Origin of the sequence: Pseudomonas sp. BS3782 TE3695 (genome assembly GCF_050435305.1) — a bacterium.
In the GTDB taxonomy this organism is placed as follows: Bacteria; Pseudomonadota; Gammaproteobacteria; order Pseudomonadales; family Pseudomonadaceae; genus Aquipseudomonas.
In genome coordinates this window covers 2260262-2280975 of the sequence record NZ_JBNDKB010000001.1, presented here as the reverse complement: position 1 = coordinate 2280975, position 20714 = coordinate 2260262, and the positions used below count along the sequence as shown (strand labels likewise).

The window sequence follows — 20714 nt, the reverse complement described above, 5'->3', positions numbered from 1 at the left end:
GGTCACACGGTGTATTTGTCGAAGTCCCCAGGCTTGATTTGCGATGACACCGCAAACGTATCGACACCGATGGTCATGTGCCCGAAAAAGCCGTCGTCATTCGAGTCTCGACCGATGGCATGGATATTCAAGGTCGAGGCTTCACCCCCCATGCCCTGATAGAACTCATCCTGCTCGTTGTTCAGCGCGCAGATGCCACGCCCACGGTACTCGCGAGCATTGAGTACCGCCCGCGAGGCTACCTCGGGAAAGTACAGCTGGCCGACCCAGGCGACATGCCGTTCTTCCAGGTAGTTGTTGCCGGCGGTGATGCGTACCGCCACATGAATATGCAGGGCACGGCCAGCATAAAAACCGGGATAGAGGGTGGTAAAACGCACCACACCCTGGTGGTCGGTAAATTGCCCGCCGCGCAGGTAGGTATCGTCATCGGTGCGCGGGATCGAACCGATGCTATCGACGTCGACTTCCTTATCCGGGTCGACCTTGCTCCACCCCGAATACGCCCCGCGCGCGTTGCAATGCCAGATATCGACCAAAGCGCCTGTCACCGGTTGAGCGGTCATTGCATCGACGATCGTCAGCCGCAGCACCAAGGGGATGCCATCCATGCCTTCGCTGATGTTGCGTCTGATTAGTTTCGGATTTCGAAAATATGGGCCGGCGATCTGTTCGGGTGACAGTTGGCAGACCGGTGGAGGGGATGTAATTACAGTGTTGTCTTCCATGACGTTCTCTCTTCCATAAGATGAACGCAGGTTAACGCCGGACGAGCGACGAGAGGCGGTAACTATGTATCGCTTTTTTTCCTACGGTTTCTTTTTGGCAAAAAAAACGGTGCACCGACCAAGTGCACCGTAAAGCCGTAGAACACACAACGAAGTGTTTGGTAAAAATCAGGTTAATCAGTCCAGCAGGGCCAACGCCTCGGCGGTGCATTCCTGGATGCGGGCCCAGTCGCCGTTCTTGATCCACTCGGGGTCAAGCATCCAGCTACCGCCCACGCACATCACGTTTTTCAACGCCATGTAGCTCTTGATGTTGGCCGGGCTGACGCCACCGGTCGGGCAGAATTTTACTTCGCCGAATGGACCGCCCAGAGCCTTGATGGCCGCAACGCCGCCGCTGACTTCCGCCGGGAACAGCTTGAAGCGGCGATAACCCAGGCTATAGCCTTCCATGATGCCGGAGGCATTGCTGATGCCCGGCAACAACGGGATCGGGCTGCCGACACTGGCTTCAAGCAGATCACGGGTAATGCCCGGCGTGACAATGAATTGCGAACCGGCCGCTTCGGCCGCCGCCAGCATGCCGCGATCCAGTACGGTGCCAGCACCGGTCACCAGTTCCGGACGCTGCTCGCGCAGGATCTGGATCGCCTTGAGGCCGAACTGCGAACGCAGGGTCACTTCCAGCGCCGTCAGGCCACCGGCCGCCAGGGCGTCGGCCAACGGCAGCACGTCCTGTTCACGGGCAATAGTGATCACTGGCAGAATCCGCGCCTTGGCGCAGAGGCTGTCGATCAGGGCAACTTTGTCCGCCATGGAAACGGTCGGGGATGTGTTTGTCATAGCGGCTGATCCTTGGTTCATGGGCACCAGTAAATCTCTAACGTAGGTTGCAGAAACGCCCGAATCGGCATGGCGGCGACATCGTCACCGGCCAGTGCGGCCTTCAGGGTGGTCAGCTTGGACTGACCGGAAATCGATAGAACGGTGTGCTTCGCCGAAGCCAGCAGCGCGCGACTCATGGTCAGGCGTTGATGGGGCACGGTCGGCGCCAGCATCGGCCAGCAGCGACGGGCGCCATCGACTTTCAAGGCCTCGGCCAGGTTCGGGCTGTTGGGGAACAGCGACGCGGTATGACCGTCGTCACCCATACCCAGCACCAGCACGTCGATCGGCGGCAATTCGGCGAGCAAGCGATCAGCCTGCTCGGCGGCCTGTTCCAGGTTGGCGGTGGCACTGTAGAGGTTCAGGAACTGAGCCTTGGCCGCCGGGCCTTGCAACAGGTAACGCTTGAGCAGGCCGGCATTACTGTCGGCATGTTCCACCGGCACCCAGCGCTCGTCAGCCAGGCTGACCACCACTTTCGACCAGTCCAGCGCCTGCTTGGCCAGATGCTGGAAAAACGCCACCGGGCTGCGCCCGCCAGACACCACCAGCGTCGCCGCGCCTTGTGCGGCAATGGCGTCGCCCAATTGCTTGGCCACCGTCAATGCCAGGCCTTCGGCCAGCAACACCGGGCTTTTGAACTCATGAGCGCTAACGCCCTGAGGCAGTTTCAATTCAGATATCGCCATACCACGACCTCCCGTCCCGCGTAATCAGTGCAATGGAGCTCATCGGCCCCCACGACCCGGCCGCGTACGGCTTGGGCGCATCGCCGGACTTTTTCCACCCGGCGATCAACTGGTCACACCACTTCCACGCGGCTTCGATTTCATCTTTACGGACAAACAAATTCTGATTGCCGCGCATCACTTCCAGCAACAACCGTTCGTAGGCGTCGGGAATCCGCGCGCTGCGATAGGTGTCGGAAAAATTCAGCTGCAACGGACCGCTGCGCAGCTGCATGCCCTTGTCCAGGCCTTGTTCTTTGGTCATCACGCGCAAGGAAATGCCTTCGTCCGGTTGCAGGCGGATGATCAGTTTGTTGCTGATCTGCAAGCGCTGCTCAGGGGCGAAGATGTAGTGCGACGGCTCCTTGAAGTGGATGACGATCTGCGACAGTTTCTGCGGCATGCGCTTGCCGGTGCGCAGGTAAAACGGCACGCCGGCCCAGCGCCAGTTACGAATGTCGGCACGCAGGGCGACGAAGGTTTCGGTGTCGCTCTGGGTGTTGGAATTAGGCTCTTCCAGATACCCGGGTACCGATTTGCCTTCGCTGTGCCCGGCGATGTACTGGCCGCGCACCACTTGAGTGGTCAGGCCTTCCGGGCTGATTGGCGCCAGCGCCTTGAGGACTTTGACTTTCTCATCGCGAATGCTGTCGGCGGACAGGTCGGCCGGCGGGTCCATGGCGATCAGGCAGAGCAATTGCAGCAGGTGATTCTGGATCATGTCCCGCAGCTGCCCGGCCTTGTCGAAATAGCCCCAACGGCCTTCGATCCCGACCTGCTCGGCCACGGTGATTTCCACGTGGGAGATGTAATTCTGGTTCCACTGGGTTTCGAACAGACTGTTGGCGAAACGCAGGGCGATCAGGTTTTGTACGGTCTCTTTGCCCAGGTAGTGGTCGATGCGGTAGGTGCGGTTCTCCGGGAAGAACTGCGCCACGGCGTCGTTGACCTTGCGCGAGGATTCCAGGTCCGAACCAATGGGTTTTTCCAGCACCACGCGGGTGTTTTCGGTCAGGCCAACCTTCGACAGGTTCTCGCAAATGGCGCCATACACCGCCGCCGGGGTGGCGAAGTAGGCAATCACCCGCTGGGCACTGCCGGCCTGTTCGGCCAGGGCGACGTAATCGTCGGCCTTGAGGAAGTCGACGTGCAGGTAGCTCAAACGGGCCAGAAAGCGCTCGACCACCGCTTCATCCAGCTCTTTGGCGCCCACGTAACGGCGCAGTTCAGTGGCGATGAATGCCAGATGCTGCTGCTCGCTGCCGGGTTCACGGGCCAGCGCGATAATGCGCGTATCCTCATGAAGCAGGCCGGCGCCATCGAGCTGATAAAGGGCAGGAAACAGCTTGCGCAGGGCCAGATCGCCGAGAGCGCCGAACAAGGCAAAGGTGCAAGGTTCAACCGTAATCGAAGGCATGATGTTTGTTCTTTTATCAAGTTAAGCTACAAATACCTTTTTTCAAGGCATCACTCAAGGGAAAATGTAGTAATAACCACAACATTTTCGCAAAATACAGATTCCGAGTGGTGGTCGGTCGGAGCCATCAGTAGGATAGGCCACCGTTATGGGCCGTATCAAAGGCCCAATTTGCATTAGTCGAACGCTTATTTGCGCTGCTGACCTAAGGAACATTAAATGGATCGCGTGCGAAATTTACTGGAACAGATCCAGAATCGCCTTGAAGACCTGAACAAGGCTGAACGCAAAGTCGCCGAAGTGATTTTGCTCAACCCGGAGCAGGCCACCCGGTTCAGCATTGCCGCCCTCGCCCAGGCCTCGAAGGTCAGCGAGCCGACGGTCAACCGTTTCTGCCGCTCGTTCGGCGTCAGCGGTTACCCGGAACTGAAACTGCAACTGGCCCAAAGCCTGGCCAGTGGCGCGGCGTATGTCAGCCGGGCAGTTGAAGCCGATGACAATCCGGAAGCGTATACAAAAAAGATTTTCGGCAGCGCCATCGCCTCCTTGGACAGTGCGTTGCAGGCGCTTGATCCGAACCTGATCAGCCGTGCCGTCGACCTGCTGATCCAGGCCCGGCAGATCCACTTCTTCGGCCTCGGCGCTTCGGCTCCGGTGGCGCTGGATGCGCAGCACAAGTTCTTCCGTTTCAACCTGGCGGTGACCGCCCATGCCGACGTGCTGATGCAACGCATGATTGCCTCGGTGGCCCACACCGGTGAGTTGTTCGTGATCATTTCCTACACCGGCCGCACCCGCGAACTGGTGGAAGTGGCACGCATTGCCCGGGAAAACGGCGCTTCAGTGCTGGGCCTGACGGCCGAGGGTTCGCCGCTGGCCAAGGCCAGCACCTTGAGCCTGAACATTCCGCTGCCGGAAGACACGGATATCTACATGCCGATGACGTCGCGGATCATTCAACTGACTGTGCTCGATGTACTCGCCACCGGCATGACCCTGCGCCGGGGCGTGGATTTCCAGCCGCATTTGCGCAAGATCAAGGAAAGCCTGAATGCCAGTCGGTATCCGATTGGGGATGAATTCAATTAGTCCACCTTAAAAGATCGCAGCCTCGCTTCGCTCGACAACTCCTACAGGTTTACGCCAATCCCATGTAGGAGCTGTCGAGCGAAGCGAGGCTGCGATCTTTTGATCTCCCTAAACCCCGACCCGCGCCTGCAAACTCAAATGCGCCCGCTCCCCCGGCGCCAGGCTCAAGCTATCGGTGCCGCCACTCGCGGCTTCCACACAAACAAACTCTAAAACCTCGTTCCAGCTCACGCCCAGCAACGGTCGCGAGCCGGGATGCCAGACCACCGTGTCCGCATGATCACCGGTGTCGATGCACAATTGCCGCTGCCAGGCGTGGTCCTTGAGCTGCAATTCGCCGTCATGCTGGAACACGCGCTGACAACCGCCGTCGACCCGCAACTCGCCTTCCTGCTGACAAACCTGGCGACTCAACTGGTCGTAACCTTGCGCGCCGTCGAGCCCAGACAGCGCTACCTCGGCCACGTCACCAATACGCCAATAGGCGTGCAACGCCTGGCTCAACTGGCACGGCATGTCGTCCTGATGCTCGGTGCTCAGGTGCAAATCCATGCGTTCGCCCAGATGCGCGTGCAAATCCACTTGCCAGTCGCACAGCTGTAGCTGCCAGTGCAGGTGCACGCCATCATCATCACTGCTGCTGTCGAGCAGTTTCCAGTCGAGCAAACGCGCCCAGCCATGGGACGGCCAGGCGTTTTCGCTCGGATGACGGCCGTACCACGGCCAGCACACCGGCACGCCGCCGCGAATCGCACCGACATGCGGCCATTTCGCCGCGCACCACAGCCAGGGTTTCTGCCCCTTTGGCTGGAAGTGCAGCAATTGCGCGCCCTGCCGACTGAACACCGCCTGACACAGCGGATGATCGATTACCAACACATCGCGCATCTGATAGCGCTCCCACGCAAACACCGGACGTTCGCGCAAGGATTTGAAGAAGCGTTGTAGCGGATGCTCAAGCATGTGCCGCGGTCCTGAAAATCATGGGTGTACTCACCATCTCTGAAAACAACAGCGCTTTTGTAGCCAGTGAATGTCTCTGTGGCGAGGGAGCTTGCTCCCGCTGGGCTGCGAAGCTGCCCTAAAACCATTCACTGCGGTGCTTCAGGCAAAACCGCATTCGCCGCGTTTACGACTGCTTCGCAGCCAAGCGGGAGCAAGCTCCCTCGCCACAATGCTTTCGCCAGCCGCCTGGCGGATCAGCCCCAAAAAAAAGCGGACAGCCATGGCCGTCCGCAAAAATGCGCACATAGAGAGGAGCTTATCGCAACAGCGTCAGAACACCGACTGAATTTTCAGACCAGCCACCAGAGCATTGTCGACTTCATCCACACCGCCCGGGTGAGTGATGTATTGCAGGTTAGGACGCACGGTCAGCCAATCGGTAACGTGGAAACCGTAGTTGATCTCATAGTTGTACTCGGTGGAACGCAGTGGCGAGAACAGCGGATCGTTGTAGTCGCTGACGCCATTGGCGGCGTTGACCAACTCGGCGTTTTTCTTCACATCTTCGTTGACATGGATACGGGCGAAACCGATTCCGACATCATCTTTGGGACGCGCATCGAACGGGCCTTTGTACACGAACATCAGCGACTGGTAGTTGTCGACGATGTTGGTGTCCTTGTCGTGGAATGTGGCGTTGGCCGCGATGTTCAGACCGCGCGAAGCATCACCGTTGTGGGTGGTGAGTTGTTGCTGCGCCACGAACCAGTAGCCGTGCTTGCTATCGTGACTGCGATAGGCGTTGCCGCTGGTTGCCGCATCGTCGCCGTTGTCGTCTTTACGCACGTCGTCGGCATTGGCCGTGCTCTTGTAGTAACCGACACGGTATTCGCCCGGCAGGTTGTTGACCTTCGGCGACCAGACCAATTCAACCGGCAAGACGGTACCCTCGGTACCACTGCCGCTGAGCTTGAAGCCGTTACCGTGTTCAAGTTGCGACGGGTTCTGGTTGTACGCGCCAATCTGCGCATAGAACTCGGGCGTGATGTTGTACTTCACACGAACCGCTGCCTGCATGACCGGCCAGTTGTACCAGATGTTGGTCGCCCAGTTACCCACTTGTGAACCGCAGAAAGCCAGGTTCTGGAACTCGCAAGGGAAGGTGTTGAAATCTTCGCCTTCGCCGAAGTAACCCGCCTTGATATCCAGTTTACCGTCGAGGAACTGGTGCTTGATCCACAGTTGGGTCAGTCGGACCATGTGGCCACGGCCGTAGACTTCCTGGGAAGAACTCAAGGTACCGGCACGCGGATCGCCGACACGGTCATTGGAGATGTTTTCACCGTTACGGTTGGTGAGCTGGATCTTGGCCTGGGTGTTATCCCAGCCCCACAGTTTTTCCAGGTCCAGCGCCACGCCCAAGCCAAACTGGTCGGCGTAACGTGCCGTCTTGTCGTCGTTGTAGCCGCCATGCAGGTTGGCGCCCACTTCACCAACGTAGTCGGCCTTGATGTCGATACCTTGCTCGATCAGCCTGGTCCGCTCGCCGCCCCAATCCCCGGTCATCCACTGCGAGTCGGCACTGAACGCCTCAGCCGCGTGTGCGCTACCGGCCATAGTCATCATCGCAAGCGCTGACAACTGGCAGATAAGCTGAGCGTTGTTGTTCTTCTTCATCCCTACATCCTCGTTTTATTGTTATTAACTGTTTTTATCGAACGCGGTTTACATCGATTGCGACGGATGTCCCCACCCACCGCGAATCCCCCCTGTGGGAGCGGGCTTTTGTGGGAGCTGGCTTGCCTGCGATGGCATCAACTCGGTTCAACGTAAAACCGAGTCGCTTGATCGCGGGCAAGCCCGGCTCCCACACAACCCCATTCCCACATTTGATTCTTCAGCGGCCTTTGAATTGGGCCACGTTGGCGCTGTGAGCTTCGGTTTTGGGCAGGCCGGCCACCCCCAGGCGTTCACCGGTCTTGGCATCGAACAACAACACTTTCGATGGATCGAATTGCAGGGTCAGGGTCTCGCCCACGGCCGGCGCGACGTCCGGTGCCAGGCGGCAGCAGACCTTGGTGTCGTTGAGGTTGACGAACACCAAAGTGTCGGGCCCGGTCGGCTCGGTGACCTGCACTTCGGCACGAATGGTCGGCAAACCATTCGGCTCGCCGTTTGCCAGCACGATCTGCTCCGGGCGCATGCCGAGGATTACTTCGCGGTCTTCGAGCCCGGCGTCCTGGATGCCCAGCGGCAATTCGCAGCGCGCCTGACCGCTGTCGAGCAGCGCCACCAGACGACCTTCCTTACGCTGCAAACGCAGGGGGATGAAGTTCATTGGCGGCGAACCGATGAAGCTCGCCACGAACAGGTTGGCCGGGTTGTTGTAGATATCTTTCGGCGTGCCGAACTGCTGAATGATCCCGTCCTTCATCACCGCCACTTTGTCGCCCAGGGTCATGGCTTCGATCTGGTCGTGAGTCACGTAGACCGTGGTGGTTTTCAGGCGCTGGTGCATCAGTTTCATTTCGGTGCGCATCTCGACGCGCAACTTGGCGTCGAGGTTGGAAAGCGGTTCGTCGAACAGGTAAATCTTCGGCCGCCGCGCCAGCGCCCGGCCCATGGCCACGCGCTGTTGTTGACCACCGGAAAGCTGGCCCGGCTTGCGGCTGAGCAGGTGTTCGATTTGCAGCAGCTTGGCCACGCGAGCGACTTCTTCGTCGATTTCGGCGGTGGGCATTTTGCGAATCTTCAGGCCGAACGCGATGTTGTCGCGCACGCTCATGGTCGGGTACAGCGCGTAGGACTGGAACACCATGGCGATGTCGCGATCTTTCGGGCTCATGCCGCTGATGTCGGCGTCGTCCACCAGAATCGCGCCGCCGCTGATGTTTTCCAGACCCGCGATGCAGTTCATCAGCGTGGACTTACCACAGCCCGATGGACCAACCAGGATCAGGAACTCACCGTCATTGATCTTCAGTTCGATGTTTTTCAGGGTGTCCGGCAAGCCGGCACCGTAGGTCTTGTTGACGTTGCGTAATTCGAGAGTTGCCATGTTCTACCCCTTGACCGCGCCGGACGTCAGCCCACGCAGGAAATACTTGCCAGCGAATATGTAGACCAGCAGTGTCGGCAGCCCGGCGATCATCGCGGCGGCCATATCAACGTTGTATTCCTTGGCCCCGGTGCTGGTGTTGACCAGGTTATTCAGGGCCACGGTAATCGGCTGGGCATCGCCACTGGCGAAGACCACGCCGAACAGGAAGTCATTCCAGATCTGGGTGAACTGCCAGATCAGGCAGACCATCACGATCGGGATCGACATCGGCAGCAGGATCTTCCAGAAAATCGTGAAGAAGCCCGCGCCATCCAGCCGCGCTGCCTTGACCAGCGCATCCGGAATGCTCACGTAGTAGTTACGGAAGAACAGCGTGGTGAACGCCAGGCCGTAGACCACGTGCACCAGCACCAGGCCTGTGGTGGTGTTGGCCAGGCCGATCTTGCCGAGGGTGAACGAGGCTGGCAGCAGCACGGTCTGGAACGGCAGGAAGCAGCCGAACAACAACAGGCCGAAGAACAGTTGCGAACCACGGAAGCGCCACATCGACAGCACGTAGCCGTTCATGGCACCGATGAACGTAGAGATCAGGACCGCTGGCACGGTGATTTTCACCGAGTTCCAGAAGTAGCTGCCGACACTATCCCAGGCCTTGATCCAGCCGATGCCATCAATCACTTGCGGCCAGCTCAACAGGTTGCCGGTGCGGATGTCTTCCGGGGATTTGAAACTGGTCAGCAGCATCACCACCAGCGGGACCAAATAGATCGCTGCGGCCAGCAACAGAGTTGCGTAGATCGCGATGCGGCTAAAGCTGATGCCCGGTTTGCCAAGTTGATTACTCATGGCGTTTGCCTCGCAATTCGGAGTACAGGTACGGCACCAGAATCGCCAGGATCGCGCCGAGCATCATCATGGCGCTCGCCGAACCAATGCCCATCTGGCCACGGCTGAAAGTGAAGGAGTACATGAACATCGCCGGCAGGTCAGACGAGTAGCCCGGGCCACCCGCGGTCATGGCCGCCACCAGGTCGAAGCTCTTGATCGCGATGTGCGCCAGGATCATGAAGGCGCTGAAGAACACCGGGCGCAGGCTCGGCAATACGATCCTCAAGTAGATGGTCGGCAGGCTCGCACCGTCGACTTGCGCCGCGCGGATGATCGATTGATCGACCCCACGCAGGCCGGCCAGGAACATCGCCATCACAAACCCGGAGGCTTGCCACACAGCGGCGATCACCAGGCAATACACCACGCGATCCTGATCCACCAGCCAGTCGAGACGGAAGCCTTCCCAGCCCCAGTCACGCAGCATTTTGTCCAGGCCCAGGCCTGGGTTGAGCAGCCATTTCCACGCGGTACCGGTGACGATCATCGAGAGCGCCATCGGGTACAGGTAAACGGTGCGGATGAAGCCTTCCTTGCGAATGCGCTGATCCAGCAGCACGGCGAGGAACACCCCCAGCACCAGGCTGATGCCGATGAACATGCCGCCGAACACCGCGAGGTTCTTGCTCGCGACCCACCAGCGATCGTTGTCCATCAGGCGAATGTATTGCTGCAGGCCGACCCACTTGTAGCTCGGCATGAAGCTGGAATTGGTGAAGGACAGAACAAATGTCCAGATGATGTAACCGTAAAAACCAACCAGGACGATCAGCATGCTTGGCGCCAAAACCAGCTTGGGAAGCCAGCGCTGCAATGCGTCGAACGGTGAGGCTTTGCTGAAAACCGCCACAGAGCTCATCGGGATAATCCAGGTGAAGAGGAATGAAATCGGCACGGCGATCCCTTGTGGGAGCGAGCTTGCTCGCGAAGGCGGTGTATCAGTCGACATTCGTGTTGAATGTCAGACCGCATTCGCGAGCAAGCCCGCTCCCACAGGGGCACGCAGTGTCAGGAGTTACTGGGCAGCTTTGACAGCCGAGGCCAGTTGCGCGCTGGCCTTGGCCGGGTCAGCGTTCTTGTCGTTCATGAAGTTGGTGACCACATCGAAGATCGCGCCCTGCACAGCCAGGGAGGTGGCCATGTTGTGCGCCATGCTCGGTTGCAGGCCGCCCGTTTTCTCGTCAGCCAGGAAATCCTTGGCCGCCGCTTGAGCGCAAGAATCGAAGCCCAGCGCGCTCATGTCGTTAAGCATGTCGGTACGCACCGGGATCGAGCCTTTGTTGATGCTGAAGACTTTCTGGAAGTCTTTGCCCAGAGCGACCTTGGCCAGGTCTTGCTGGGCCGCGATGTCGCCTTTGCGATCGGCTTTGAGCTTGAACACAGCCATCGAGTCGATGTTGTAGGTGAAGGCTTTTTCGGTGCCCGGGAATGGCACGCACTGGTAATCCTTGCCCGCGACTTTCTTCGCCGCGGTCCATTCGCTCTTGGCCCAGTCGCCCATCATCTGCATGCCGGCCTTGCCGTTGATGACGTCGGCAGCTGCGATATTCCAGTCACGACCGGCGCGGTTCGGGTCCATGTAGCCGGTGATTTTTTTCAGCTCGGTGAAGGCCTTGGTCATCTCAGGCCCGGAGAGGGTTTTCTGGTCCAGGTCGACCAGGGCTTTCTTGTACCCGTCGGCCCCCATGACCGAGAGCACCACATCTTCAAACACGGTGCTGTCCTGCCACGGCTGACCACCGTGAGCGAGTGCGATGAAGCCGGCGGCTTTGAGCTTGTCGCCAGCGGCATAGAATTCTTCGAGGGTGGTCGGCGCTTTTTCGATCCCGGCTTTCTTGAAGACTTCCGGGTTGATCCACAGCCAGTTGACGCGGTGGATATTCACCGGCACGGCGACGTAATCGCCTTCGTATTTCACGGTGTCGGAGACTTTCTTGATCAGCAGGTTATCCCAGCCTTCGGACTTGGAAACCTCTTTGAGGGTGTCGGTGCTGAGCAGGCCAGTGCTGCCCCACTCCTGGATGTCCGGCCCCTTGATCTGGGCAACGCCCGGCGGGTTACCGGCCACGGCGCGGCTTTTGAGTACGGTCATGGCCGTGGAGCCGCCACCGCCGGCGACTGCGCCGTCTTTCCAGGTGAAGCCGTCTTTTTCGACTTGGGCCTTGAGCACATCGACCGCTGCTTTTTCACCACCAGACGTCCACCAGTGAACGACTTCCACCGAACCTTTGGCATCGGCGGCAAGGGCACTGACGGGGAATGCAGCAACAGGAAGCAGTGAAGCGAGAGAAATGACAGTAGCGAGGCGAGAAATCGCATTCATCTAGTAGTACCTTTCTTGTTGTTATGCATGCAAGTCTGGTGCTTGCGCTGCATAGGATTCTAAACAGGGGATGCCCCTTCGCAGGTAACGAAGGGACGCGCGAATGTCACTACATGGTTACACAGCAACGCTGCGGGACAATTGCGCCAGCGCACTGGCCATGCTCGGCGCCAGCGGCAGACGCGGAATCAAAACGGCTTGCCAGGCGTGATACAGGTCGGGTTTGCCCGCCCAGACATCGGCGCTCGGACGGTTCAGCGGATCGAGTTCGTGATGCCAACTGCCATCGCAGCGGTCGATGAAATGACTGTCACAGAATTCCCAGAACAGTCGGTACCAGCGCTCGTATTGTTCATCACCGGTGCGTTTGAGCAGTGCACTGGCGGCAGCGCTCGCTTCGGCATGGGTCCAATGCAGGCGATGGCGAACCACCGCGCGATTATCCCAGTCGAGGGTGTAGACAATGCCTGGTGCACCATCGACGGCCCAGCCGTGACGGCAATTGTGCTCGAAGAGTTTTTGCGCATCGGTGGCGAGCCAGCCCGGCGTGAGTATCCCGGCCTGCACCCGCGCCGCTTCAAGATGCAGCAACAGCCGCGCCCATTCAAAACCATGGCCCGGTGTGGTGCCGTAAGGACGAAATCCGTCAGCCGGGTTGTCGTGGTTGTAGTCGCGCAACGGCTGCCAGTCGCGGTCGAAATGCTCGACCACCAGATAATCATTGGCCGCGGCATGATCATGAATGACGCGCTCGACGATGCGCTGGGCGCGAATCAGCCAGCGGTTGTCCTCGGTGACATCGGCCAGGGCGAGAAAGGCTTCGGTGGCGTGCATGTTGCTGTTGGCGCCGCGATAGGCTTCCTCGACGCTCCAGTCGCGGTTGAAGGATTCGCGCATGGCGCCCTCCTCCTCGCTCCAGAAATGACTGTCGATGATGTGAATCGCATCGTCGAGCAAGGCTTGTGCGCCGGGACGTTGGGCGACCACCGCAGAGCTCGCGGCCAATGCCACGAAGGCATGCAGGTAAGCGGCTTTGCCGGTATTGCCGTCGCGGTGCTCGGGCGTGGCGAACCAGCCGCCGTGTTCGGCATCACGCAGCGGCCCGCTGAGGGCCTGGATGCCGTGATCCACCAACTCTGAAAAACCCGGCAGGCCCTGGATGTGGGCCATGGCGAAGCTGTGGGTCATGCGTGCGGTGTTCATGGTTTCGGCTTGCGCGTTGGCCAGCAGACGACCTTTTTCATCAAGGTTGCCGAAGCCTTCGGCCAGCTTTGCAGCCTTGGCAAACGCCAACAGGCGCAGGCCTTCGGTGGCGAGCCATTGCTGATGGGCAGGTGCGTTCAGCCAACTGCTGAAGGCAGGTTGGAAGGTGTCCATGGGAAGACCTTTTTTGTTGTTATGACTGGGGGCAGTCTAAACAACGGACGATGGCGGGCAGGTAACGAAGGGGGCGGCTTTTGTCACAGAGTCGTGACAAAAAAAGCAAAATCAAAAGATCGCAGCCTTCGGCAGCTCCTACGGAGGAATCGCGTACACCCGTGAATATCGAGCGGACACAAACTCTGTAGGAGCTGCCGAAGGCTGCGATCTTTTGATCTTCTCAATCGACAGATCGCGGCAACTGCAACGTCACCCGCAACCCGCCTTCACGCAGGTTCTGCAGGCTGACTTCACCGCCATGGCTATGGGCAATGTTGCGCGCAATCCCCAGCCCCAGGCCATAGCCCTGCTGCTGCCCGGCCAAACGGAAGTGCGGTTCGAACACCTGCTCCAGACGCTGCTCCGGCACGCCCGGCCCTTCATCGTCGACATGCAGGACAAACGCGCTTTCGTCGTCATCGATGTGCAGATGCGCGTTCTGCCCATATTTCAAGGCGTTGTCGATCAGGTTACCTATGCAACGCTTGAGCGCCAGTGGCTTGCCGGGATACGGCGCCAGCGCCCGGCCATGCTGGGTCACGCGACCATTGCCGTTGGGCGCCAGATACGGTTCCACCAGGCAGTCGAGTACATGATTGAGGTCCACCGGCTCGATGTTTTCATGAATGTCGGTGTCCTTCACGCATTGCAGCGCGCCTTTGACCAGCAACTCCAGCTCATCCAGATCGCGACCGAACTTGGCTTGCAGCTTTTCGTCTTCAAGCAATTCGACCCGCAATCGCAGCCGGGTAATCGGCGTGCGCAAGTCATGGGAAATCGCGCTGAACAATTGGCTACGCTCAGTCAGGTAACGGCTGATGCGCTCGCGCATCGCATTGAAGGCGCGCCCCACTTCCACCACTTCACTGCCGCCGCCCTCCGCCACCGGTTCGACTTCAGCACCCAAAGACATGTCCCGCGCCGCCCGCGCCAAGCGCTTGAGGGGCCGGCTCTGCCAGTGCACCAACAGGCCGATGAACAACAGTAAGAAACCACTGGTGAGCACAATGAACCAGACCTGCTGCGCCGGCAGGCCTTGTTCCTCAAGGCTGGTGTAGGGCTCGGGCAATAGCGATGCGATGTACAGCCATTCCCCCGGTGCCATCTGGATTTGCGTGACCAGCACCGGCGGGTTCACCGGTTCCAGGGTCAACGCGTAATGAGCCCAAGAGCGCGGCAACTCATCGAGCTTCAGGCCACCGTTGAAAATCCGCAGGTCTTCGGGGCTGACGAAGGTCACTGAGATATCGGTGTCCTGGCCCAGAGACTGGCGCAGCACTTCGTCCACCGCTTTGAGCACCGCTGCTTTACGCGGGGTGATCGGCAGCACTTCCATGCCCAAGGGTTTGTCGTTGAGGGTCACCACGAACCGGGTGCCGCCCATGCTGCGTAACTGATCGAGCACCAGCGGCCGAAATGCCACCGGCAACGAGCGGAAATAACTGACGCTGGCCGTCATCGAATGGGCCAGGCTGCGAGCACTGGTGACCAGACCTTCGAGCTGCGTGGCGCGCAATTGCGACACCCAGATGACGCTCGACAACGCCTGTGCGAACAGCACCGCCAGCAGGGTCAGCAGCAACATGCGCCCGAGCAGCGAGCGCGGCACCGGCACCCGTCCGGCGAGCTTGCGCAGGAACTCAGTGGCCATTGCTGGCAACCACGTTGGCTGCCAGTTGGTAGCCACTGCCGCGCACGGTACGGATCAGCCGCGGCGGTTTTTCGGTATCGCGCAGGCGCTGGCGCAAACGGCTGACCGCCATGTCGACGATGCGATCGAGCGGCATCAGGTCACGGCCACGGGTAGCGTTGCCGATGGTGTCGCGGTCGAGGATTTCCTGAGGATGATCGAGGAACAGTTTCAGCAGCGCGAAATCGGCGCCCGAGAGAATCACTTCCTCGCCGTCGATATGGAACAGCCGATGGCTGACCATGTCCAGCCGCCAGTCATCGAAGGCCAGCACTTCACTGCCGGAACGCTCCTGACCGAACTGCGCGCGGCGTAACAAGGCTTTGATGCGCGCCTGCAATTCACGGGGGCTGAAAGGTTTGCCGAGGTAGTCGTCTGCGCCCAGTTCCAGGCCGATGACACGGTCGGCCTCGTCGGAACTGGCGGTGAGCATGATGATCGGTACATGGGCCTGACGCGGGTGTTGACGGATCCAGCGGCAGAGGCTGAACCCGTCTTCGTCCGGCAGCATCACGTCGAGGATTACCAGATCGCTCGGCGCCTCGTTCAAGGCCTGACGAAAACCTGCACCGTCGGGCGTGGTACGGACCTGGAAACCGGCGCGGGTCAGGTAGGTGTCCAGCAACTCGCGTATCTCTTGATCGTCATCGACCAACAAAATCGACTTGTTGACTGAGCTCACGGGGCGGCATCCTTGTTGTTTGTGTTGTGGAGGATTATGCCTTAAGCACCGAATCTACAAACACTGCAGAACTACTGTGGGAGCGGGCTTGCTCGCGAAGGGGCCATCACATTCAACATCTTGGTTGACTGATAGACCGCTTTCGCGAGCAAGCCCGCTCCCACACTGGATTGCATTTCAGGCTGGAATGGATTGCTCCAGCGCCACACCCGCACCAACAAGGCCGGAATACGGTGCCGTCACCAGCCACACCGGAATGCCTTTGAAGTAATCGCTCATGCAGCCCTTGTCGGCGAAACACCGGGCGAAACCGCTTTTGACGAAGAAATCGGCAAACCGTGGAATCACACCGCCAACGATGTACACACCGCCACGGGCCCCGGTGGTCAGGACGTTGTTGCCGGCCACGCGACCGAGCCAGCAGCAGAATTGCTCGAGCACTTCCAGGGCAATCGGATCGCCCGCCAGCCCGGCCTTTGTGATCGCCTCAGGCGTGTCGAGCACAGGCGTGTGACCGTCCACCGCGCAGATCGCCCGGTAGACCCGCGGCAAACCACTGCCGCTCAACGCCGTTTCAGCACTGACATGCCCGATCTCGTTGAAGATGTGCTGCCACAGTTGGGTTTCTCGCAGACTGCTCAGCGGCAGGTCGACGTGACCGCCCTCCCCCGGCAGCGGGGCAAAACGACCTTCGCCCAGATCGAGCAACGTGCCCACGCCCAGACCTGTGCCCGGGCCGATCACCACTGCCGGCCGCAACGGTTCTGGCGTGCCTTCGCAGACCACCCGAAATTCACCCGGTTGCAAGCGGGTCATGCCCAGGGCCATCGCCGAAAAATCGTTGATCAACAGCAGTTGATCCACCTGCAAGGTCTTGCAGAACCCCTGGCGACTGAGCCGCCAGTGATTGTTGGTGAATTTGAATTCATCGCCGCTCACGGGGCCTGCCACCGACAGGCACACCGAACCGATCGAACCCGGCGCCAGACCGAGGCCGCTCAGGTAGAGCGCAATCGCCTCTTCCGGGCTGGCGTGGTCTGCCGTCGCCAGCACCTGGACCGATTCCAGCTGCTGGTTTTTCCACAACGCGAAACGTGCGTTGGTGCCACCGATGTCACCGACCAGAGCCAGTTTCAATTAAGCGTCTCCAGGGCAGAAGTAAAGGCGCTGGCGCCTTGCTCTGCGGAGCTGAAGGCCATGCGCATGAAACCAAACAGTTCGCGACCGCTGCCAATGTTGTTGCCCAACAAACCTTTGGCGGGCTCGCGCGCTGCGAATTCTTCGGCGTCCACCTTAAGCTCCAGGGTGCCTTTGACGCCATCGACGCGGATGATATCGCCCTCTTGCACCCGCGCCAAAGCGCCGCCCACATATGCTTCGGGGCTGACGTGGATCGCCGCCGGGATTTTCCCCGAGGCGCCGGACATACGCCCATCAGTCACCAACGCAACCTTGAAACCGCGATCCTGCAGTACGCCGAGGAACGGCGTCATCTTGTGCAGCTCCGGCATGCCGTTGGAACGCGGACCCTGGAAGCGCATCACCGCGACAAAATCTTTCTCCAGCAAACCGGCCTTGAATGCATCGGCCAGGTCCTGTTGATCCTGGAACACCATCGCCGGTGCTTCGACGACCTGGTTTTCCAGCGCGACTGCCGAAACCTTCATCACGCCACGGCCGAGGTTGCCTTCCATCACCCGCAAGCCACCCTCTGAGGAGAATGCGCGAGCGACCGGACGCAGGATGGTTTCGTCGAGGCTTTCGATCGGGCCTTCGCGCCAGACCAGTTCGCCGTTTTCGAGGAACGGCTCCATGGTGTAGCGGCTCAGGCCGTGGCCCAGCACCGTGTTGACGTTTTCGTGAAGCAGGCCCGCTTCCAGCAGTTCGCGGATCAGGAACGACATGCCGCCCGCCGCCTGGAAATGATTGATGTCGGCTTTGCCGTTCGGGTACACGTGGCTGAGGGTCGGCACCACCTCGGAGAGGTCGGCCATATCCTGCCAAGTCAACTGGATGCCCGCGGCCATGGCGATGGCCGGCATGTGCAGCGTGTGGTTGGTTGAGCCGCCCGTGGCGTGCAGGGCCACGATGGAGTTGACCAGCGAACGCTCGTCGACGATTTCGCCGATCGGCATGAAGTCGCCGTTCTGCTTGGTCAAGCGGGTGACCTGATGCGCCGCTTCGCGGGTCAGGGCATCGCGCAACGGGGTGTTCGGGTTGACGAAAGAGGCGCCTGGCAAGTGCAGGCCCATGACTTCCATCAGCAACTGGTTGGTGTTGGCGGTGCCGTAGAAAGTGCAGGTGCCAGGGCTGTGATAGGACTTCATCTCCGATTCCAGCAGCTCTTCGCGCGTCGCCTTGCCTTCGGCATAGCGCTGACGCACATCGGCTTTCTGCTTGTTGGAAATGCCCGACACCATCGGCCCGCCCGGCACAAAAATGGTCGGCAGATGACCAAAACGCAACGCGCCCATCATCAGGCCCGGCACGATCTTGTCGCAGATGCCGAGCATCAACGCGCCGTCGAACATGTTGTGGGACAGCGCTACAGCGGTGGACAGCGCGATCACTTCGCGGCTCGGCAGGCTCAATTCCATGCCTGGTTCGCCTTGGGTCACGCCATCGCACATCGCCGGAGTGCCACCGGCGAACTGGCCGACGGAGCCGATTTCGCGCAAGGCTTTTTTGATCTGTTCCGGGAAGACTTCGTACGGCTGGTGCGCCGAGAGCATGTCGTTATAGGACGAAACGATGGCGATGTTGGCGGAATTCATCATCCGCAGGCTGTGCTTGTCGTCGCTGCCACATCCGGCTACGCCATGGGCGAAGTTGGCGCATTGCAGCTTGCCGCGCATCGGGCCGTCGCTGGCGGCGTCGCGGATCAATGCAAGGTAAGCCTCACGCGTGGCGCGGCTGCGGGCGATAAGCCGTTCGGTGACCTCAAGTACGCGGGGATGCATGTGTAGAACTCCAGGCTAACGGATGTGGCGACCTGATTGTCTATGCTGACCAAGCACCGCTGTGATCGGGGTGACAGACGGTTTTCTTGATCATTCGGACCAGTTGATTCAGGTCACTCGTTGTAGATAAAACAAAATATTGCCACTAAAAAGGCTTGTTTTCTATTTTTTTGCGAATAATCTTGTAATTCCAACAACAAAACGACGGCGGCGCTGTAAATGACTCTTCGAATTGCAATCAATGGTTTTGGCCGTATCGGCCGTAATGTCCTGCGCGCACTGTATACCCAAGGCTATCGTCAGGATCTGCAGATCGTAGCGATCAACGACCTGGGCGACAGCTCGATGAATGCTCACCTGCTCAAGTACGACACCGTTCACGGCACGTTCGATGCCGATGTCCAGCACGATCAGGAAAGCCTGACCGTCAACGGCGACCGTATTTCGGTCAGTGCCATTCGCAACCCGGCCGAATTGCCTTGGGCCGCGGAAAAGGTCGACGTCGTGTTCGAATGCACCGGTCTGTTCACCGACCGTGCCAAAGCCGCCGCGCATATTACGGCCGGCGCACGCAAAGTGATTATCTCGGCCCCGGCCAAAGGCGCCGACGCCACCGTGGTTTATGGGGTTAACCACGACATTCTGCGCCAATCGCACCAGATCATTTCCAACGCCTCATGCACCACCAACTGCCTGGCCCCGGTGGCCCAGGTGTTGCACCGCGAGCTGGGCATCGAAAGCGGTCTGATGACCACCATCCATGCCTACACCAACGACCAGAACCTGACCGACGTCTATCACACCGACCCGTACCGCGCCCGCTCCGCCACCCAGAACATGATCCCGAGCAAGACCGGCGCCGCTGAAGCGGTCGGCCTGGTGCTGCCGGAACTGGCGGGCAAACTGACCGGCATGGCGGTGCGTGTTCCGGTGATCAACGTGTCGCTGGTGGACCTGACCGTGCAGCTCAAGCGTGAAGCGTCGGCCGATGAAGTCAACGCGATGCTCAAACAAGCCAGCCAGCACTCGAAGATTCTCGGCTACAACACCCTGCCGCTGGTTTCCAGCGACTTCAACCACAACCCGCTGTCGTCGATCTTCGACGCCAACCACACCAAGTCCAGCGGCAAGCTGCTCAAAGTGCTGGCCTGGTACGACAACGAGTGGGGCTTCTCCAACCGCATGCTCGATAACTGCCTGGCGCTCTGCAACGCCGAATAAACAGCTGTGTCGACGCGGCCCCCGTAGGTATGTGAAAACGCCGGAAAATGCGTCGTCGCAGGCGCATTACGCCTGGGAGAAGCAAGCGATGATCGGTATCAGCTTTACGCAAAAAACCCTGCCAGCGCGCAAGCGTATCGCCCTGGTTGCCCACGATCACTGCAAGATATTTTTGTTGGATTGGGCCGAGCGGCAGAAAAACAAACTCGCGCAACATGAACTGGTCGCCACGGGCACGACGGGGTTGTTATTGCAACAACGCCTCGACCTGCCGGTGGAAAGCATGATCAGCGGTCCGTTGGGCGGCGACCAGCAACTCGGTGCGCGAATCGCCGAGCAGCAGGTCGACATGCTGGTGTTCTTCTGGGACCCGTTCGAACCGCAACCCCACGACCCGGACATCAAGGCACTGCTGCGGGTCGCGGCGGTGTGGAACATCCCGGTGGCCTGCAATGAGTGCAGTGCCGATTACCTGCTCAGCAGCCCGTTGATGGATCAGGCTCACGAACACCGCATCCCGGATTACGCGACTTATTTGCTAGGTCGTGGATGAAGCGTGACCAATACCGGGCGTAGCAATAATCACAAATCCTTGTGGGAGCTGGCTTGCCTGCGATGGCGGTGTGTCAGCCGAATCTCTGTTGGCTGATACACCGCCATCGCAGGCAAGCCAGCTCC

Annotated in this window: 18 protein-coding genes; 3 read left to right on the top strand and 15 right to left on the bottom strand. The window is 59.7% G+C overall.

The annotated features are described in order from the left end of the window. Positions 1–2 precede the first annotated feature (2 nt). From ABH909_RS10350 to zwf, 4 genes are all read right to left on the bottom strand, one after another. Entirely contained in the window at positions 3–728 is a 726-nt protein-coding gene (locus ABH909_RS10350) for an intradiol ring-cleavage dioxygenase (RefSeq protein ID WP_429432832.1), read from the bottom strand. Positions 729–905: 177 nt separating this feature from the next. Beyond that, positions 906–1571 carry a bifunctional 4-hydroxy-2-oxoglutarate aldolase/2-dehydro-3-deoxy-phosphogluconate aldolase gene (locus tag ABH909_RS10345; RefSeq protein ID WP_429432830.1) on the bottom strand — a complete coding sequence of 222 codons (666 nt, stop codon included), beginning with the start codon at positions 1569–1571 and terminating at the stop codon, positions 906–908. A gap of 17 nt (positions 1572–1588) precedes the next feature. Next, a complete protein-coding gene (gene pgl, locus ABH909_RS10340; protein ID WP_429432828.1) occupies positions 1589–2302 on the bottom strand; it encodes a 6-phosphogluconolactonase in 714 nt (237 codons plus the stop codon). Further along, positions 2289–3758, bottom strand: a complete 1470-nt coding sequence (zwf, locus tag ABH909_RS10335) for a glucose-6-phosphate dehydrogenase (protein WP_048395673.1) — start codon at positions 3756–3758, stop codon at positions 2289–2291. The genes pgl and zwf overlap by 14 nt, the downstream gene beginning before the upstream one ends. Positions 3759–3986: 228 nt before the next feature. On the opposite strand from zwf, the gene ABH909_RS10330 reads away from it, so the two are divergent. Continuing rightward, entirely contained in the window at positions 3987–4847 is an 861-nt protein-coding gene (locus ABH909_RS10330; RefSeq protein ID WP_173667542.1) for a MurR/RpiR family transcriptional regulator, read from the top strand. 108 nt (positions 4848–4955) lie between these two features. On the opposite strand, the gene ABH909_RS10325 is transcribed toward ABH909_RS10330, so the two are convergent. From ABH909_RS10325 to edd, 11 genes are all read right to left on the bottom strand, one after another. Next, positions 4956–5810, bottom strand: coding sequence for a D-hexose-6-phosphate mutarotase (locus ABH909_RS10325; protein ID WP_429432826.1), 855 nt, complete (start codon positions 5808–5810; stop codon positions 4956–4958). Positions 5811–6122: 312 nt separating this feature from the next. After that, positions 6123–7469 (bottom strand): carbohydrate porin, encoded by a 1347-nt coding sequence (locus ABH909_RS10320; RefSeq protein WP_429432824.1) that lies wholly within the window; start codon positions 7467–7469, stop codon positions 6123–6125. Between the two features lie 220 nt (positions 7470–7689). Next, the gene (locus tag ABH909_RS10315; protein WP_429432822.1) at positions 7690–8850 is read right to left on the bottom strand and encodes an ABC transporter ATP-binding protein; all 1161 of its coding nucleotides are present in this window, start codon (positions 8848–8850) and stop codon (positions 7690–7692) included. Positions 8851–8853: 3 nt separating this feature from the next. Beyond that, a complete protein-coding gene (locus tag ABH909_RS10310) occupies positions 8854–9699 on the bottom strand; it encodes a carbohydrate ABC transporter permease (RefSeq protein WP_102616685.1) in 846 nt (281 codons plus the stop codon). Continuing rightward, entirely contained in the window at positions 9692–10600 is a 909-nt protein-coding gene (locus tag ABH909_RS10305) for a carbohydrate ABC transporter permease (protein ID WP_008155860.1), read from the bottom strand. The genes ABH909_RS10310 and ABH909_RS10305 overlap by 8 nt, the downstream gene beginning before the upstream one ends. Positions 10601–10756: 156 nt before the next feature. After that, positions 10757–12064, bottom strand: coding sequence for an ABC transporter substrate-binding protein (locus ABH909_RS10300; RefSeq protein WP_429432819.1), 1308 nt, complete (start codon positions 12062–12064; stop codon positions 10757–10759). A 117-nt stretch (positions 12065–12181) separates the two neighbouring features. Beyond that, positions 12182–13441, bottom strand: coding sequence for an AGE family epimerase/isomerase (locus ABH909_RS10295; protein ID WP_429432817.1), 1260 nt, complete (start codon positions 13439–13441; stop codon positions 12182–12184). 223 nt (positions 13442–13664) lie between these two features. Continuing rightward, entirely contained in the window at positions 13665–15092 is a 1428-nt protein-coding gene (locus ABH909_RS10290; protein WP_429439820.1) for an ATP-binding protein, read from the bottom strand. A 31-nt stretch (positions 15093–15123) separates the two neighbouring features. Beyond that, on the bottom strand, positions 15124–15855 hold the full coding sequence (locus ABH909_RS10285; protein WP_008006907.1) for a response regulator: 732 nt from the start codon (positions 15853–15855) through the stop codon (positions 15124–15126). Positions 15856–16032: 177 nt separating this feature from the next. Continuing rightward, positions 16033–16992, bottom strand: coding sequence for a glucokinase (locus ABH909_RS10280; RefSeq protein WP_429432815.1), 960 nt, complete (start codon positions 16990–16992; stop codon positions 16033–16035). Next, positions 16989–18815: a phosphogluconate dehydratase gene (gene edd / locus ABH909_RS10275; protein ID WP_429432813.1), complete on the bottom strand. Its 1827-nt coding sequence runs from the start codon at positions 18813–18815 to the stop codon at positions 16989–16991. The genes ABH909_RS10280 and edd overlap by 4 nt, the downstream gene beginning before the upstream one ends. Positions 18816–19034: 219 nt before the next feature. Between edd and gap the strand changes: the two genes are divergently transcribed. Both gap and ABH909_RS10265 read left to right on the top strand, forming a co-directional pair. After that, the gene (gap, locus tag ABH909_RS10270) at positions 19035–20036 is read left to right on the top strand and encodes a type I glyceraldehyde-3-phosphate dehydrogenase (protein ID WP_008013978.1); all 1002 of its coding nucleotides are present in this window, start codon (positions 19035–19037) and stop codon (positions 20034–20036) included. A gap of 88 nt (positions 20037–20124) precedes the next feature. After that, positions 20125–20589, top strand: a complete 465-nt coding sequence (locus ABH909_RS10265) for a methylglyoxal synthase (RefSeq protein ID WP_429439817.1) — start codon at positions 20125–20127, stop codon at positions 20587–20589. Positions 20590–20714 lie beyond the last annotated feature (125 nt).

Coding starts and splice junctions, on each gene's coding strand:
- ABH909_RS10350 (WP_429432832.1), bottom strand. CDS start 728: ATGGAAGACAACACTGTAATTACATCCCCTCCACCGGTCTGCCAACTG.
- ABH909_RS10345 (WP_429432830.1), bottom strand. CDS start 1,571: ATGACAAACACATCCCCGACCGTTTCCATGGCGGACAAAGTTGCCCTG.
- pgl (WP_429432828.1), bottom strand. CDS start 2,302: ATGGCGATATCTGAATTGAAACTGCCTCAGGGCGTTAGCGCTCATGAG.
- zwf (WP_048395673.1), bottom strand. CDS start 3,758: ATGCCTTCGATTACGGTTGAACCTTGCACCTTTGCCTTGTTCGGCGCT.
- ABH909_RS10325 (WP_429432826.1), bottom strand. CDS start 5,810: ATGCTTGAGCATCCGCTACAACGCTTCTTCAAATCCTTGCGCGAACGT.
- ABH909_RS10320 (WP_429432824.1), bottom strand. CDS start 7,469: ATGAAGAAGAACAACAACGCTCAGCTTATCTGCCAGTTGTCAGCGCTT.
- ABH909_RS10315 (WP_429432822.1), bottom strand. CDS start 8,850: ATGGCAACTCTCGAATTACGCAACGTCAACAAGACCTACGGTGCCGGC.
- ABH909_RS10310 (WP_102616685.1), bottom strand. CDS start 9,699: ATGAGTAATCAACTTGGCAAACCGGGCATCAGCTTTAGCCGCATCGCG.
- ABH909_RS10305 (WP_008155860.1), bottom strand. CDS start 10,600: ATGAGCTCTGTGGCGGTTTTCAGCAAAGCCTCACCGTTCGACGCATTG.
- ABH909_RS10300 (WP_429432819.1), bottom strand. CDS start 12,064: ATGAATGCGATTTCTCGCCTCGCTACTGTCATTTCTCTCGCTTCACTG.
- ABH909_RS10295 (WP_429432817.1), bottom strand. CDS start 13,441: ATGGACACCTTCCAACCTGCCTTCAGCAGTTGGCTGAACGCACCTGCC.
- edd (WP_429432813.1), bottom strand. CDS start 18,815: ATGCATCCCCGCGTACTTGAGGTCACCGAACGGCTTATCGCCCGCAGC.
- gap (WP_008013978.1), top strand. CDS start 19,035: ATGACTCTTCGAATTGCAATCAATGGTTTTGGCCGTATCGGCCGTAAT.
- ABH909_RS10265 (WP_429439817.1), top strand. CDS start 20,125: ATGATCGGTATCAGCTTTACGCAAAAAACCCTGCCAGCGCGCAAGCGT.